General features: G+C 71.5%; 15 protein-coding genes. 8 read left to right on the top strand and 7 right to left on the bottom strand.

Annotated elements, in window-relative coordinates; all coding sequences use genetic code 11:
* Positions 1-92 precede the first annotated feature (92 nt).
* The 4 genes from OHB44_RS29520 (at position 93) to nudC (ending at position 4,955) form a co-directional block, all read left to right on the top strand.
* A complete protein-coding gene (locus tag OHB44_RS29520) occupies positions 93-1,208 on the top strand; it encodes an LLM class flavin-dependent oxidoreductase (protein WP_266304482.1) in 1,116 nt (371 codons plus the stop codon).
* A gap of 10 nt (positions 1,209-1,218) precedes the next feature.
* A complete protein-coding gene (locus OHB44_RS29515) occupies positions 1,219-2,529 on the top strand; it encodes a M16 family metallopeptidase (RefSeq protein WP_238687463.1) in 1,311 nt (436 codons plus the stop codon).
* A 55-nt stretch (positions 2,530-2,584) separates the two neighbouring features.
* Positions 2,585-3,928, top strand: coding sequence for a M16 family metallopeptidase (locus OHB44_RS29510; RefSeq protein ID WP_238687462.1), 1,344 nt, complete (start codon positions 2,585-2,587; stop codon positions 3,926-3,928).
* A gap of 67 nt (positions 3,929-3,995) precedes the next feature.
* On the top strand, positions 3,996-4,955 hold the full coding sequence (gene nudC, locus OHB44_RS29505; RefSeq protein ID WP_330438919.1) for an NAD(+) diphosphatase: 960 nt from the start codon (positions 3,996-3,998) through the stop codon (positions 4,953-4,955).
* Positions 4,956-5,082: 127 nt separating this feature from the next.
* On the opposite strand, the gene OHB44_RS29500 is transcribed toward nudC, so the two are convergent.
* The 3 genes from OHB44_RS29500 to OHB44_RS29490 form a co-directional block, all read right to left on the bottom strand.
* Positions 5,083-5,358, bottom strand: a complete 276-nt coding sequence (locus OHB44_RS29500) for a hypothetical protein (protein WP_330438918.1) — start codon at positions 5,356-5,358, stop codon at positions 5,083-5,085.
* A gap of 213 nt (positions 5,359-5,571) precedes the next feature.
* Positions 5,572-5,811, bottom strand: a complete 240-nt coding sequence (locus OHB44_RS29495; RefSeq protein WP_112583698.1) for a DUF397 domain-containing protein — start codon at positions 5,809-5,811, stop codon at positions 5,572-5,574.
* 74 nt (positions 5,812-5,885) lie between these two features.
* Positions 5,886-6,866 (bottom strand): helix-turn-helix domain-containing protein, encoded by a 981-nt coding sequence (locus tag OHB44_RS29490; protein ID WP_238687460.1) that lies wholly within the window; start codon positions 6,864-6,866, stop codon positions 5,886-5,888.
* 213 nt (positions 6,867-7,079) lie between these two features.
* On the opposite strand from OHB44_RS29490, the gene OHB44_RS29485 reads away from it, so the two are divergent.
* Positions 7,080-8,447 carry an MFS transporter gene (locus OHB44_RS29485; protein WP_266304485.1) on the top strand — a complete coding sequence of 456 codons (1,368 nt, stop codon included), beginning with the start codon at positions 7,080-7,082 and terminating at the stop codon, positions 8,445-8,447.
* On the opposite strand, the gene OHB44_RS29480 is transcribed toward OHB44_RS29485, so the two are convergent.
* Positions 8,437-8,679, bottom strand: a complete 243-nt coding sequence (locus tag OHB44_RS29480) for a mycoredoxin (RefSeq protein ID WP_112681335.1) — start codon at positions 8,677-8,679, stop codon at positions 8,437-8,439. The genes OHB44_RS29485 and OHB44_RS29480 overlap by 11 nt on opposite strands.
* Positions 8,680-8,771: 92 nt before the next feature.
* On the opposite strand from OHB44_RS29480, the gene OHB44_RS29475 reads away from it, so the two are divergent.
* The 3 genes from OHB44_RS29475 to OHB44_RS29465 all read left to right on the top strand — a co-directional run bounded on the left by OHB44_RS29475 (position 8,772) and on the right by OHB44_RS29465 (position 11,804).
* Positions 8,772-10,937: an ATP-dependent DNA helicase UvrD2 gene (locus OHB44_RS29475; RefSeq protein ID WP_238687458.1), complete on the top strand. Its 2,166-nt coding sequence runs from the start codon at positions 8,772-8,774 to the stop codon at positions 10,935-10,937.
* A 155-nt stretch (positions 10,938-11,092) separates the two neighbouring features.
* Positions 11,093-11,308 (top strand): hypothetical protein, encoded by a 216-nt coding sequence (locus tag OHB44_RS29470; RefSeq protein WP_181518366.1) that lies wholly within the window; start codon positions 11,093-11,095, stop codon positions 11,306-11,308.
* Positions 11,309-11,438: 130 nt separating this feature from the next.
* Entirely contained in the window at positions 11,439-11,804 is a 366-nt protein-coding gene (locus OHB44_RS29465) for a WhiB family transcriptional regulator (protein ID WP_030490434.1), read from the top strand.
* A gap of 338 nt (positions 11,805-12,142) precedes the next feature.
* Here the strand turns inward: OHB44_RS29465 and OHB44_RS29460 are convergent, their stop codons facing one another.
* The 3 genes from OHB44_RS29460 to OHB44_RS29450 form a co-directional block, all read right to left on the bottom strand.
* Positions 12,143-13,489 (bottom strand): ABC1 kinase family protein, encoded by a 1,347-nt coding sequence (locus tag OHB44_RS29460; RefSeq protein WP_266304486.1) that lies wholly within the window; start codon positions 13,487-13,489, stop codon positions 12,143-12,145.
* Positions 13,486-14,598: a TOMM precursor leader peptide-binding protein gene (locus OHB44_RS29455; RefSeq protein ID WP_266304487.1), complete on the bottom strand. Its 1,113-nt coding sequence runs from the start codon at positions 14,596-14,598 to the stop codon at positions 13,486-13,488. Before OHB44_RS29455 ends, OHB44_RS29460 begins: the two co-directional genes overlap by 4 nt.
* Positions 14,599-14,818: 220 nt before the next feature.
* On the bottom strand, positions 14,819-14,989 hold the full coding sequence (locus tag OHB44_RS29450) for a DUF5679 domain-containing protein (protein WP_167457767.1): 171 nt from the start codon (positions 14,987-14,989) through the stop codon (positions 14,819-14,821).
* Positions 14,990-15,434: the final 445 nt, after the last annotated feature.

Genomic DNA, 15,434 nt, shown 5'->3' with positions numbered 1-15,434 from the left:
TGGCGGGATGGCGCGTCTCAGTTATGTCGGTATTTCCTACCAGCTTGCTAGGGTAACCGTCATTCGGTCACCGGCAGAGAGGCGACTTCGCGATGACCTTCCACTGGTTCCTGCCCACCTCCGGCGACGGCGACCAGGTCGGTGCCGCCACAGTCACCGCGGGCGCCGCGAGGCACGACCGGGCCGCGACGGTGGCCTACCTGGCCGAGGTTGGCCGGGCCGCCGAGACCAACGGGTTCACCGCCGTTCTCACACCGGTGGGCGCCGGCTGCCCCGACCCGTGGATCGTCTGCGCGGCGGTCGCCCAGCACACCGAGCGGCTCGGCATGCTGGTCGCGGTCCGGGCCGGTTTCGCGCTGCCCACCCTGATCGCCCAGCAGGCCGAGGCGTTCCAGGCCGTCTCGGGTGGCCGGCTGTCGCTCAACATCGTGACCGGGGGCGACCCGGCCGAGCAGCGGGCGTACGGCGACTTCCTCGGGCACGACGACCGTTACGCGCGCACCGGCGAGTTCGTCGAGGTGCTTCGCCGTGCCTGGGCCGGCGGGCCGTTCGACTACGCCGGAAAGCACTACCGGGTCGACGGTGGCGGCCTGGCCACCCCGCTCGCCGCGCCGCCGCCGGTCTACTTCGGCGGCGCGTCCCCGGCTGCCGAGACGGTGGCCGCCCGGCAGGCCGACGTGTACCTGATGTGGGGTGAACCACCGACGTCCATCGCGGCCCGGGTCGCCCGGGTCCGGGCGCTCGCCGCCGAGCACTGCCGCACAGTGCGCACGGGCCTCCGCCTGCACGTCATCGCCCGTCCGACCAGTGCGCAGGCGTGGGCCGAGGCGGACCGGCTGCTGGCCGGGATGAGCCCGGAGCGGATCGCCGCCGCCCAGGCCCGGTTCCGCCGGATGGACTCGGTGGGTCAGGCCCGGATGGCCGCGCTGAACGCCGGCCGCAGCGACGGACTCACCGTCGCACCGAACCTCTGGGCCGGCGTCGGCCTGGTCCGCGAGGGCGCCGGCACCGCGCTGGTCGGCAGCTACGCCGAGGTCGCGGCCCGAATCGACGAGTACGCCGCGCTCGGCGTCGACGAGTTCATCCTCTCCGGCTGGCCGCACCGCGAGGAGGCCGAGCGGGTCGGCGCCGAGGTGCTGCCCCTGGTGACAGCCCCGGTCGCGGCGGCTCCGGGAAGGTCGCGGGTGGCGGAGGTGTCGACGCGCTAGGGTCGACTCCGTGGCGGCGCGGAGATCCAGAATTCCAGCGACGAAGTATCCGGTCGAGCGGTTCACCCTCGACAACGGCCTGCGGGTGGTGCTCACCCCCGATCGCAGTGCCCCGGTGATCGGGGTGGCGGTGGTCTACGACGTCGGCATCCGCTCGGAACCGGAGGGGCGTACCGGCTTCGCCCACCTCTTCGAGCACCTGATGTTCCAGGGCTCGGAGAACCTGGAGAAGCTGGCCCACTTCCGGCACGTGCAGGGCGCGGGTGGCACCTTCAACGGTTCCACCCACCTGGACTACACCGACTACTTCGAGACGCTGCCGAGCAACGCGCTGGAGCGCGCGCTGTTCCTGGAGGCGGACCGGATGCGTGGGCCCCGGCTGACCGAGGAGAACCTGCGCAACCAGGTCGACGTGGTCAAGGAGGAGATCCGGGTCAACGTCCTCAACAGGCCGTACGGCGGCTTCCCCTGGCTCACTCTGCCGCCGGTCATGTTCGACACCTTCCCGAACGCCCACGACGGCTACGGCTCCTTCGACGACCTGGAGTCGGCGACCGTCGCCGACGCCGCGGACTTCTTCCGCCGCTACTACGCCAGCGGCAACGCCGTGCTGGCCGTCAGCGGCGACATCGACGTGGCCGAGGCGACCGAACTGGTCACCCGGCACTTCGGCGACGTGCCGGCCCGACCGGCACCGCAACGGCCGGACTTCACCGAGCCCGACCTGAGTGCCGAGCGGCGCACCTCGTACACCGATGCATTGGCGCCGCTGCCGGCGGTGGCCGGCGCCTGGCGCGTGCCCGACCCGGTCACCGACTTCGCCGGCTACCTGCCGTACGTGGTGCTGGCCGAGGTGCTCACCGACGGCGACGCGTCGCGACTGGTCGAACGACTGGTGCAGCGGGACCGCACGGTGACCAGCCTCGGCGGATACATCGGTTTCATGGGCGACCCGTTCGACGTCCGCGACCCCACCGCGCTGCTGTTGCAGGCGCACCTGCCGCCCGGTGGCGACGTGGACAAGGTGCTGCGCACCATCGACGAGGAACTGGACCGGCTGGCCACCGACGGGCTGACCGACGGTGAACTGGCCCGCACCCAGGCCCGGATGGCGACCCACCTGCTACGGGACACCGACGCGGTGCTCGGTCGGGCGCTGCGGATGGCCGTGCTGGAGCAGCAACGCGGCGAACCGGGTCTGCTCAACGAACTGCCCCGGCTGGTCGGCGAGGTCACCGAGGAGCAGGTCCGGGCCGCCGCGGCCACAGTGCGCCCGGAGCGCCGGGCCGCCATCGAGGTCATCGCCGGAGGCGTTCGGTGAGCGCGAGGAGCGAGCCGGTTTTGCGAGCCCCACAGTCGCGAACGAAGGTGACACAGTGAGTATCGCTACTTCTCCTGCCGGTCCGCGTACGCTGCCGCCGCTCGGGCCGACCCGCAAGCTCAAGGTGCCCAAGCAGGCCGAGCGCACACTGCGCAACGGGCTCACAGTGATCGCCGTACGCCGGCCCGCCGTACCCCTCGTCGAACTGCGGCTCTGGGTGCCGTTCGGTCGGGTCCACCTGGCCCGCGGCGCGATGCTCTCGCAGACGATGCTCTCCGGCACCGAGTCGATGACCAGCGTGCAGATCGCCGCCGAGTTGCAGAAGGTGGGCGGCGGGCTGTCCGCGGGCGTCGACCCGGACCGGCTGATGCTCTCCGGCGCCGGGCTGGTCACCGGTCTGGACCGGATGCTGGAGCTGCTGGCCGAGGTGCTGACCGGTGCCAGCTACCCCAGCGACGAGGTGGCCACCGAACGGGACCGGCTGGTCGACCGGATCCAGGTGGCGCAGAGCCAGCCTTCGCACCTGGCCCGGGAGGCGCTGCTGAAGCGGATCTACGGCCGGCACCCGTACGCGACGCAGACGCCGGAGCCCGGCCAGATCCGTGCCGTCCGACCGGCGGCGCTGCGCACCCTGCACTCGGAGCGGGTCCACCCGACCGGCGCGCAGTTGGTGCTGGTCGGTGACGTGCAGCCGGAGAAGGCACTGGACGCGGCCGAGCGGGCGCTCGGCGGCTGGTCGGGTGCCGGGCGGGTGGCCGAGCTGCCGGCGACCCCGCCGCTGGAGCCGGGGCCACTGCTGCTGGTCGACCGGCCGGGCTCGGTGCAGTCCTCGCTGCGGATCGCGCTGCCAGCGGTGTCGCGCACCGAACCGGACCACGCCCCGCTGCAACTGGCCAACCTGATCTTCGGCGGCTACTTCTCCTCCCGGTGGGTGGAGAACATCCGCGAGGACAAGGGCTACACGTACGGCCCGCACTCGGTGATCGAGCACTCGGTCGCCGGGTCGGTGCTGGTCGCCGCCGCCGACGTGGCCACCGAGGTCACCGGCCCGGCGCTGCTGGAGACGACGTACGAGCTGGGTCGGTTGGCGTCGCTGCCGCCGAAGCCAGAGGAGTTGGAGCAGGCCCGGCAGTACGCCCTGGGCACCCTCCAGCTCGGCATGTCCACCCAGGCCGGATTGGCGGCGTTGACCAGCGCGTACGCCGGCAACGGTCTGCGCCTGGACTTCCTCGCCGAGTACGCGGCGAGGTTGGCGAAGGCGAGCATCGACGACGTCGCGCAGGCGGCAGCCCGCTACCTGGCCCCGGCTCGGGCGGCGATAGTGGTGCTCGGCGACGCGGAGCGGATCACCCCCGGGCTGGCCGCGCTGACCACTGTTCACACCGAGCAGAAGGCGTGAGCGAGCGGAGCGCTGGCGTGAGCGAGCGAAGTGAGCGAACCATGGGGCTCAGCAGCGGAGCGGCGGCGTGAGCGGGGAGGCGGCGCCGCCGTTGGCGCGGTCCACGCTGGATCGGGCCGCGCACCGGCGGGGTGACTCGCAGTGGTTGACCGAGGCGTGGTTGCGCGCCCGGGTGCTGCTGCTCGATTCGACCGACGAGGGTCGGACCCTGGCCCGGACCGAGACGTCGCCTCCGACGTTGGTGTTGTTCGGGTCGGCTGACGTGCCCGCCGGGTCGGAGTCGATGGCGATGTTCCTGGGTGTCGAGCCGGACGGGGTGCCGGTCTTCGCTGTCGACGCGCCGCTGCCGGCGATCCCGGGGACCCGGGCGGTCCACCTCCGGGAGGTGGGTCACCTGCTCGCCGACCGCGAGGCCGGCATCTTCACCACCGCGTTGGCGCTGGTCAACTGGCACACCCGACACGGTTACTCGACGAGCACCGGCGCGCCGACCGCCATGGACGAGGCGGGTTGGTCCCGGGTGGACCGCAACGGTGGGCGGATCTGGCCGCGTACCGACCCGGCGATGATCGTGCTCGTCCACGACGGCGTGGACGGCCCGGACGGCCGCTGCCTGCTCGGCAACAACGCCGGCTGGCAGGGCACCCCGGGTGGTCGCCGCTACTCCTGCCTGGCCGGCTACGTGGAGCCGGGGGAGTCGGCGGAGGCCGCCGTGCTGCGCGAGGTCCGCGAGGAGGTGGGCATCGGGGTCGAGCGCATCGGGTACGTGGGCAGCCAGGCCTGGCCGTTCCCCGGCTCGCTGATGCTGGGCTTCCTGGCCACCGCGAACCCGAACGAGCCGGTGCGGGTCGACCCGTCCGAGATCGCGTACGCCAGGTGGTTCTCCCGCGGGGAGATCGGGTCGGCGTTGGCCGGGCAGACGGTGGACGTGGGCGACGGGGCCCGGCTGATTCTGCCGCCTCCGTCGTCGATAGCGCTGTTCCTCATCCACCGCTGGCTGGACGGCTGGGTGGACGCCGACAGCTGAGCACGGTCCCGGCCCGTGGCCGCCGTTGCCGCGGCGGTCACGGGCCGGGAACACGGGCCGTCGTGGTCGGCGGGTGCGAGTAACGCGGCGGGGGAGCCGGTCCGACCACGACGGACGACCTGTGGAGTCAGGTGCCGGTGCGGCCCGCTCTGTGTCGGAAGGCGGGCCGCGACTCGATCAGCGGGAGGACCTTGACCCGTTGCTTGCCGGCGCGGACCGCGCCGACGGTGGCCAGGGCGCGGGCCAGCAGCAGCGCGGCGTCCCGGTCCTCGGCGTGCACGATCTGCCGGCGCGGCTCGGGCGTGGTCGTCTCGTCGCGAAGTCGGTGGCCGTCCGCCCAGGCGGCGGCGATGTCCCCGTCAGCGACGGCGCGGATGTCGGTGCGAACGATCAGGAACCGCATGAGGGTCTCCGGATGAACCGCGACGGATGAGCCAGTGTGGAAGTTCCACGTACTCGAGGGCCATGTTACGCCCCGTGTTCGTCCCAGCAACTGAAACGCGCCTATCGGTTTCGAGCCTCGTCCGATCGGCGGATGGCTGCTCAGCAGGGTCGCCGGGTCGCACAGCGACGGGGCCGCCGGCAGTGCGCCGACGGCCCCGTACCAGTCACCGAATCAGTTCAGATCGAACTGGCCCTTCTTCGCCCCGGTGATGAAACCGAGCCATCCCGCGCGGTTGAACAGCAGGACCGGGCCGCCCCGGTCCTTGCTGTCGCGCAGGGCGACCGCCGACGGGCCGGTGGCCAGTGGGGCGACCTCCACGCAGTTGGAGGTCTGGCTGCGTGTGCTGGTACGCCACGGGGCGTCCGCCAACGAGTGGGCGGAGACGGACGGCGTGTTGCGGATTTCGTTCATGGCTCTGCTCCTGATGTGCAGCGATCCGATGGGACGAGTGGTGCCGCACGTCCCGACGGAGGGTCCCCCGTGGATCACCGGTCCGTCAGTCGCCCTGATTCCCTGCGGCGTTGGGTCGGCGCCGTTGCCGGCCCGAACGCCACTGTGGATGGGGGCGTCGCCTCGGTCAGCCGTCCCGTCGCCTCGATCAGCCAGGAGAGGGTGTCCGAGGCGTTAAGTGCCGCCGTGCATAGCCACTCGAACACCACTTTATAGCGATTTAGCGTGATTGACTCGGTCGACATGACGTCGGTGAAGCCACCTTCGATGGCCAATGTCTCCGGATCGAGGGGATCGGCGAACCGATAGACCGAGAAGGCGGTCGGCGGAAGGTACCAATTGCCGATCTGGGTGTCCCGGGGGAGCACGTGCAGGGCCACGTTGGGCAGCAGCGCCAACTCGCAGAGCTGGAGCAGTTGTTCGTGCAGCACCTCCGGCGGCCCGGCCCGGCGGCCGAGAGCCGCCTCCTCCAACACGGCGGTGTAGCGGGGAGCGTGCGGCTCGCGGGTCAGCAGCGACTGGCGGGCCAGCCGCGCCTGCACCTCGGTCTCCGGCTCGTCGCCGGGCTCCGGCTCGCCCGCGCCCGCGTTCACCTGTCGGGCCGACATGATCCGGAGCTGGGCGTACCCGGGGGTCTGCAACAGGCCCGGCACCAGCACCGGGTTGTACTCGGAGATCTCCGCGCAGCCCGCCTCCAACTCGGCCCAACCGCGCTGTTGCTGCGTCATCACCGGGAAGTTCTTCAACCAGCCGCGCATGTCGCCGGCCTCGTTGGTGATGCCCAGCAGCTCGTCGTGCAGCGCCTGGTCGGCGCCGTAGAGGTCGAGCAGGTCGCCGACGTCCTGCGGGTCCGGTCGGCTGCGGCCGTTCTCCAAGCGGGACAGTTTGGACGCGGAGGCCCAACCGATACGCTCGATGACCTGATCGCCGGTGAGGCCCGCGGCCTCACGAAGGCGGCGCAGCTCGACGCCCAACCGGCGACGACGCAGGATCGGGCTGGGTGCGGCAGGAGGCACAGTGTCCTCTTTCCCGTCGACCGCCGCAGACGCGACGGTAACTGTATGAAATTCGCCCCCCACGGTCAGTATGGACGGCGCGACCGGTGTCGGAGGTTCCGGCGAGGGCGTGTCTTGCGAAAATCGCACCACGGGAATGCCGGATGACGACGGACCCGCGGTCGCGGCCCGTCGACCTCGCCCACCTGGGCAGCCATCCCGCCGGAGGGACCCATGCGCACGATCCTGCGCCGACCCGACTTCCGCCTGCTCTTCGGCGGCCTGCTGGCCAGCATGACCGCCGAGTCGATCCTGCTGCTCGCACTCGCCATCTGGGTCAAGGATCTGACCGGCTCGAACGGGTTGGCCGGTGCCACGATCTTCGCGGTCATCGCGCCGATGACGCTGGCGCCGCTGGTCGGCTGGGTTGTCGACCGCTACCCGCGCCGACCGTTCTTCGTGGCCGCGAACGTGCTGACCGCGGCCCTGCTCGCCCCGTTGTTCACAGTCCGCGACGCTGGCGACGTCTGGGTCGTCTATCTGGTGGCCGCCCTGTACGGACTCTCGTCGATCACGCTCGGCGCGGCGCTCAGTGGGCTCATCCGCGAGATGGTGCCGGTCGAGTTGCTGGCCGACGCGAACGGCGTGCTGCAGACCGTACGTCAGGGGATCCGGCTGGTCGGACCGCTGGTGGGCGCGGCGCTCTACGCGGCGCTCGGTGGGTGGGTTCTGGCCGGAATCGGCATGGTCGGATTTCTGACCGCGGCGGCGGTGGTCACCGCGCTGCCCACCCCGCAACGGCTGCCACCGCCAGTACGGCTACGGTGGCCGGCCGAACTGGGCGCCGGTCTGCGGCACCTGGCCGGTGAGCCGGCCCTGCGACGGGCCCTGCTCGGCTACGGGCTCGGGTCACTGGTGATGGGCTTCAGCGAGTCGCTCATCTTCGCCTACGTCGACCAGGGGCTGCACCGGGATGCCGCGTTCGTGGGGGTGCTGGTCACCGTGCAGGGCGTCGGTGGGTTGCTCGGTGGGCTCTGCTCACCGACGCTGGTCCGCCGGCTCGGAGAGGTCGGCACGCTGGCCGCCGGAGTCGCCTTCTTCTCTCCGGCCGCGCTCGCGCTCGCGTTCCCCGATCTGTGGCTCGGGTTCGCCGCGGTGCTGCTGGCCGGGGTCTCGCTCCCGCTGACGATGGTGGGTTTGCACACGCTGATCCAGCGCCGCACGCCGCCGTCGCTGGTCGGTCGGGTCGCCGCGGCCACCCAGGCGATGGTCAGCGGGCCGCAGGCGGTCTCCATCGGGGCGGGTGCCCTGCTGGTCGGGTTCGTGGACTACCGGCTGCTGTTCGCGCTGGTCGGGGTGGCCACCCTCGCCGCTGGCAGCTACCTGTGGCGGGGCCGCCACCTGAGCGCGCCGGGCGGGGCCCGCCCGCCGACGCCGCCCACCCGCCCGACGCTTCCGGCACCTCGCCGTCCGGCCGAGGACGCCGACCGATCCGGGCTTCCGGCACCCACCGACAGCGGCCACCCGTTCCCGAACACGACGAGCGGCCGCCCCGGGTGGGGCGGCCGCGCACCGAGAATGAACCGGAAGATCAGGCGTTGAGCGTCTCCAGGTGCTGCTTCACCTGGGTGATCGAGGGATTCGTCAGGGCACTGCCGTCGGCGAAGCGCAGCGTCGGCACCGTCTGGTTGCCGCCGTTGACGCTCATCACGAAGTCCGCGGCCTTCGGGTCCTGCTCGATGTCGACCACCTCGTACCCGATGCCCTCCCGGTCGAGCTGCGACTTCAGCCGGTGGCAGTAGCCGCACCAGGGGGTGGAATACATCGTCAGCATCCTCGGATCCTCCAACTCCTCCGGCCGCGGCTTGCGGATCAAGCCGAGCCTGTTCGCTGCAACGCTGGGAGGAGCTGAGATGATTCCTGGTTGTGGTGGTTCACTCAGCGTCGGAACAGGTGCTCGCCGGGCTGGACCCGGAGCAGCGCTCCGCCGTGACCGCACCCGCCGGCCCGGTCTGCATCCTGGCCGGCGCCGGCACCGGCAAGACCCGGGCGATCACCTCCCGAATCGCCCACCGGGCGCTCTCCGGGGAGATCTCTCCCCGGCACGTGCTCGCGGTCACCTTCACCGCCCGCGCCGCCGCCGAGATGCGACACCGCCTCACTCTGCTCGGGGCGAGCGGTGTCCAGGCCCGGACGTTTCACGCCGCCGCGCTGCGCCAGGTGCGGTACTTCGCGCCCCGGCTGCTGGCCGGCCGCGCCATGCCCGAACTGCTGGACAGCAAGGTACGACTGGTCACCCTCGCCGCCGCCCGGGTCGGCCTGCGTACCGACCGGGCCGCCGCCCGCGACCTGGCCGGCGAGATCGAGTGGGCGAAGTCGTCGCTGGTCGAGCCGACGGACTACGTGGTGGCCGCGGCCCGGGCACTGCGCGACACACCGCACGAGCCGACGAAGGTCGCCGACGTGTTCACCGCGTACGAGCAGCTCAAGCGCTCGAACGGCGTGATCGACTTCGAGGACATGCTGCGGGCCGCGGTGTGGGGCATCGAGGAGCACCCGGACGTCGGCGAGCAGATCCGCACCCAGTACCGGCACTTCGTGGTCGACGAGTACCAGGACGTCAACCCACTCCAGCAGCGGTTGCTGGACGCCTGGCTGGCCGGCCGCAACGACCTGACAGTGGTCGGCGACGCCAGCCAGACGATCTACTCGTTCACCGGGGCGACCTCGGCGTACCTGGTCGACTTCCCCCGCCGGCACCGCAACGCCACAGTGGTCCGGCTGGTCCGCGACTACCGCTCGACACCGCAGGTGGTCGGGCTGGCCAACGCGGTGATCTCCCAGGCCCGCGGCACCGAGGCGCGCCTGCGGCTGGAGTTGAGCGGGCAACGCCCACCCGGCCCCGAGCCGGACCTGCGGATCTTCACCGATGAGCCGGCCGAGGCGAACGCGGTGGCCGCGCGCTGCCGGTCGCTGATCGACGCGGGCACGCCGGCGAAGGAGATCGCCGTGCTGTTCCGCGTCAACGCGCAGTCCGAGGCGTACGAGAAGGCGCTCACGGAGGCCGCGGTGCCGTACGTCGTGCAGGGCGCGGAGCGGTTTTTCGAACGGACCGAGGTGCGCCAGGCGATGGTCGCGCTGCGTGCGGCCACCCGCTCGATCCCGGGGGAGACACCGCTGCCGGCCGCCGTCGTCGAGGCGCTCACCGCCGTCGGCTGGGCCCCGGACGCGCCCCCGGCCGGCGGCGCCGCCCGCGAGCGATGGGAGGCGCTGTCCGCGTTGGTCCAGCTCGCCGAGGAGTACGCGGCCACTCCCGAGGTCGTGCCGATCGGCGAGGCCGCCTCGGTGGAGCGCCCGGTCACCCTCACCGACTTCACCGAGGAGTTGGCGCGCCGGGCCGCCCAGCAGCACGTGCCGACGGTGGACGGCGTGACGCTGGCGTCCCTGCACTCGGCCAAGGGGTTGGAGTGGGACGCGGTCTTCCTGGTCGGCCTCGCCGAGGGCACCCTGCCCACCATCTACGCCAAGACCGTCGAACAGGTCGAGGAGGAGCGTCGGCTGCTCTACGTCGGGATCACCCGCGCCCGGGAGTGGCTGTGGCTGTCGTACGCCGCCGCGCGCTCGCCGGGCGGACGGGCCCGGCGGCCGTCGCGGTTCCTGCCGCAGCTGGACCGCTCCGGCGGCACCGAACGGGCGACCGGCGGCGCCGCTCCGGCCCGCAGTCCCGAACGACGGCGGACCCAGATCGTCTCCTGCCGGATCTGCGGCGCCACCCTGCTCGCCGGCCCGGACCGCAAGCTCGGCCGCTGCCCCACCTGCCCGTCCGACATAGACGATGAGCTGCACGAACGGCTGCGCGAGTGGCGGCAGCGGGTGGCCGGTGCGCAGAAGGTCCCGGCGTACGTGGTCTTCACCGACGCGACGCTTGTCGCGTTGGCCGAGCGACGTCCGGGCCGGTCGGAAGAGTTGATCGCCATCGCCGGTATCGGCCCGCGCAAGCTGGGCCTCTACGGGGAGTCGGTGCTGGCCCTCGTGGCCGGTGCCGGGGTGGACGATGTCTGCCCGGAGAAAACTTTCGAAATCTCGTCGTAAATTCGTTTGCCCTCGCCCCGGCGCGAGGAATAGCCTCAGGACACACCACGCGAGCGGCGCCATTCCGGCTGCTCACGGGGTGCGGTCCAGTCGATTCGAGGAACGTGAGGGAGGTGGTTCCCGTGAAGATCTTCACCTATGAGCGTCTGGCGGCGATGCCGTCTGTCTGCGCTCCGCTGTCGGCTGTCCGGGTGGCCCTTGCGGCTGCACGACCGTCGGTTCCACAGGTGCACCAGGTTCAGGCCGAGCTGATCCTGACCGTCGCGCCCGCTGGAGTCGAGGGGACCAGTGGCTTCACGGGCAATGGCATCCAGGTCGCCAAGAAGCGCATGGATGTCCGCGGCGTTCCACCTCGAGGTAAACCGGTCTGACCATCAGACTCCGGCTCACCTCGAGGCCGCGGAACCCGCTTACCGGGATCCGCGGCCTCAGTTTTTTGCCCGCCGTAAGTACGTCGGAATGCGATCCACGAGATCGAAGTGAGAGAGAGGTGACCGGGAGATGAGTCTGGCGTTGGCCCCCCTCGACATGAGCGTCGAGATGGAGGCGAACCTGCCCTGCCGGAAGTTCGACCCCGACCTGTGGTTCTCCGACTCGCCCACCGAGCTCGAGCTGGCCAAGTCACTCTGCGGGGACTGCCCGCTGCGTGTCGAATGCCTGGCCGGAGCCGTTGAGCGAGCGGAGCCGTGGGGCGTCTGGGGCGGCGAGATCTTCGAGCGTGGCGCGGTTGTCCCGCGTAAGCGGCCTCGTGGCCGCCCGCGTAAGGAGGACGTCGCCCGTGACGCCGAGCTTCGGGTCGAGGCCGAGGCGCGCCTGGCGGCCAGTGGGCTGTCCGAGGTGCGTGGCGCGGTCCGGCTGGCAGCCTGACATGTTCCCGACCCGTTCCAACTACGCCGGTGGCACACCGGCAGTGAGTGAGAAAACGATGTTGAACGTTCCGAGTGGAGCCTTCGAGATGCAACTACTTCACGAAGCGTTGACCCGGGCTCGAATGCGCCGGCCTCAGGCCGGTCGTACCACCACGAGCACTGAGGCAACCCGATCCGCCCGTACCGTCGCCATGACCGGCCGCAACCAGGCGGCCCGCGACCTGGGCGTTCTCTGATACCACCTCACGCAGAAGGGCGGGTGCCGGTCGGCACCCGCCCTTCCCCATGTCCTCAGGCGCCGGGTTTTCGAGTGTTCAGGCGCCGGGGCCTCGATGGTCAGGCGACTGGGGCGAAGCCGGGAAGCCAGCGCTCCAGGATGCTCCGGTAGGGGGCTTTCGCCTCCAACTGGCAGAGCACCCCGATCGACCCGAGCGTCACCCGGTGGATCAGCAGGTACGACGGTGGAAGGTTGAGCCGCTTGCTCAGCTGGTACGTGGGAGAGCGAGGGCTGGCCAGTCGACCCGCCTCGGCCCGTAGCCAGGCTCGGGTGAACCGGAAACCGTCCGCCGCGATGGGCTCCAACATGGGGCGGATGAAGTCGAGCACCCCCTCGGCGTCGATCTCCTCGGCCGAGCCGATGAACCCCTCCGACCGCAGCCCCGCCACCACCTCGTCGGCATCGCCGCGCAGGGCCGTCGCGGCGATACGACCGATCGGCTCCGGAGTGCCCTCCGGCATCCGGGCCACCGCACCGAAGTCGATCACCCCGAGCCGACCGTCGGGCAGAAGCCGGAAGTTTCCCGGGTGCGGGTCGGCGTGCAGCAGCCCGGCCCGCTGCGGCGCGGAGAGGTGCAGGGTGGCCATCAATCGGCCCGCCTCGTCCCGATCCTCCTCGGTGCCCTCGCGGATGATGTCGGCCAGCGGGGTGCCGGTCACCCATTCGGTGACCAGCACCCGGGGCGAGGCATTGATCACTTCCGGGATGTAGATCTCCGGGTCGTCGGCGTACGCGGCGGCGAAGGTGCGCTGCGACTCGGCCTCCAACTCGTAGTCCAACTCCTCGGTGATCCGTTCGCGCAGCTCGGCCAGGAGCGGCTTGACGTCCAGGCCGGGCTGGATGGCCCGGAACATTCCGCCGAGTCGGGAGAGCTGCTTGAGGTCGGCGAGCAGGGCGTCACCGGCCCCCGGATACTGGATCTTGACCGCCACGTCGCGGCTGTTCGGTTCGCCCGACTCGTCGAAGCCCGGCTCGCGCCAGCGCGCCCGGTGTACCTGGCCGATGCTCGCGGCGGCGGCCGGGACGTCGTTGAACTCGACGAACAGGTCCCGCCAGTCGGGGCCGAGCTGCTCGGCCAGCACCTTGTGCACGCTGGCGGCCGGCAGCGGTGGCGCAGCCTCCTGCAACTTCGTCAGCGCCTGCCGGTAGGGCGCGGCGATCTCCTCCGGCAACGCGGCCTCGAAGACCGACAGCGCCTGACCGAACTTCATCGCCCCACCCTTGAGCTGGCCCAGCACGCTGAACAACTGCTCGGCGGTGCGCTGCTGAATCTCCGCGGAGATCACGTCGGAGGCCAGCCCGGTGACGCGCTTTCCCATTCCCAGAACGGTCCGGCCGGCGAAGCCGAGCGGCAGGGCGGCGAGCTTGGCGGTGCGGGACACGGCGCGGCGCGGGATGTCGGTCACCCGGTCATTGTTACCGACCGGAGGGCCCCGCTGCTGCTCTGCGGCCGGGCTGGTGCGGACACTCGGCCTCGTGAGCACCCACACGCCGGGTGTGGCGGCCAACCCCGACGACGAAAACGGCCGGCGCCGGTGATCTCCATGGCACTGCCCAGCGTCTCCGGCTGGCCGCCGTCCAGCTGCGTCAGCGCCTCGGTCAGGGCGTACCCGCAGGCGACGAGCAGCGCGCCGGTCGTTGCGGCGGCCACCGGGTCGGCGGCGGCGAGTTGCGCGGCGAGCCTCGGCCAGTCCGGGTCGCGGTCCGCCCGGTGCAGCTCGACGCAGTGCAGGCAGGGGCCGGCGGGTGGACGGACCAACGGCCCGATCACCGGTACGCCTTCGCGCAGTGTGACCAGCAGGTGCGGCTGCCGGCGCTGGGCGAGACCGGCGGCGAGCAGCGCGGGAGGCCGATCCGTGCCGAGCTGGATCACCAGGTCGATCCGTACGGCGCGGCTCGGGCGGGTGCCGGTGCCCGGTGCGACGCGGTTGACCGCAGCCCGCACCGCCGGTGCGAGCGGCTGACCCAGTTCGGCGGCGGGGATGCCGGTGCCGATCAGGTCGACGGGGCGTACCGAGCCGGTGAGCTGGGGAATCACCTGCCCGACGCCGGACTGGGCCAACGCCACGGTCAGCGGCCCGCCGAGCGCCCCGGGGCCGGTGAGCAGGACGCGGGCCGCACGTCGCCTCCGCAGGACCTGCGCGGGGGTGCCGGGCAGTCGGGCGGCGGCCAGGGCCAGCGCGCCGGCCTCCGCCGCGAGCCGGGCGCGGACCGGACCGGCCAGGTCGCGGGGGAGCAGGCTGTGCGCGGGCACCAACAGGCCGGCGGCCCGCAGGGTGTCGAGCAGGGTACGCGCGTCGTCAGCGCTGACCTGGACGGATGCCGCCTGGGTCAGCACGGTCCGCTCGCTGCGGGTGCCGTCGAGCAGGTCGAGCAGGTGGGCGGCGCGGGGGTTGGCCAGCTCCAGCAGGGCGGCCGGCCCAGGGCCGACGCCGAGTTGGAGGGTGTGCCGGTCCCGCCAGAGCCGGTTGAGGCCGGGCAGCAGGGTGGGGCGGGGCAGTACGGTGCGGCTCATGGTCACGAATCGTGACCGCATCTTCGCTTTCAGTCGATCGTTGTCCACAGGCGGTCAGGCCGCTGTCCAGCGCTATCCACAGGATTTGACGGGTTTTCCACAGCCCCTCGCGCCTGTTGTCGGTCACCCGACAGGGCTGGCAGCGGTGGCACGCGCTCCCGATCCGGCGACGGGGGTGGGGCGGCCACCCGGCCACCCCACCCCCGTCCACCCGTTCGGGTCAGACCTTGGCCTTGCCCAGGATGCGGTTCACTGTTGTGCCGCACACCGGACACTTGCCCTTGGCCATGTTCATTCCGGTCTTCGAGACCTCGACGTGCCCCTCGAAGTCCCGCTTCTCCTTGCACTTCACGCAGTAACCGTTGTAGGTCGTCTGGGCCTGGTCGGCCACGGTGCCCTCCTCGTCTCGTCCGCCGGTCAATGCCGTTCCGGCGGGGTGCCCGGCGGCGGGCCACACGGGGCGCCGGCGCTGGGTCTCACTCCGCGGCCACCTTCGTGACCGCTGGTCCGCGGACCCTACCCAGGTCTGGGCGGTTCCATGTCAGCTGTGCATCGACACTGTGAGCAAGTCGACGTCGAGAGTGTGCATGGCGAAATAGGTCGGATAAGTCAGTTTGGCGGGGACACGCCGACCAAACCCTGACAGCCACCCGTGCGAGTGCCCCCGCAGCGGCATCCGGGGCCGTGATCACCTACGGTGGAGACGTGCCGCGCGCCGGTGCCATCGGGGTTCACCAAGGGTGACGAGATGGCGCGATGACGCCGTGGTCAAGAAATTTTCGGGACGGCTGGCGACCAATCACCATTTTCCGGGCGCGTGTCGTGCGGTTGACTCT

Source organism: Micromonospora sp. NBC_00821, assembly GCF_036347035.1.
Classification (GTDB): domain Bacteria; phylum Actinomycetota; class Actinomycetes; order Mycobacteriales; family Micromonosporaceae; genus Micromonospora; species Micromonospora hortensis.
Note: the sequence above shows the minus strand (reverse complement) of the source record. Positions and strands in the feature narration are given on the sequence as shown.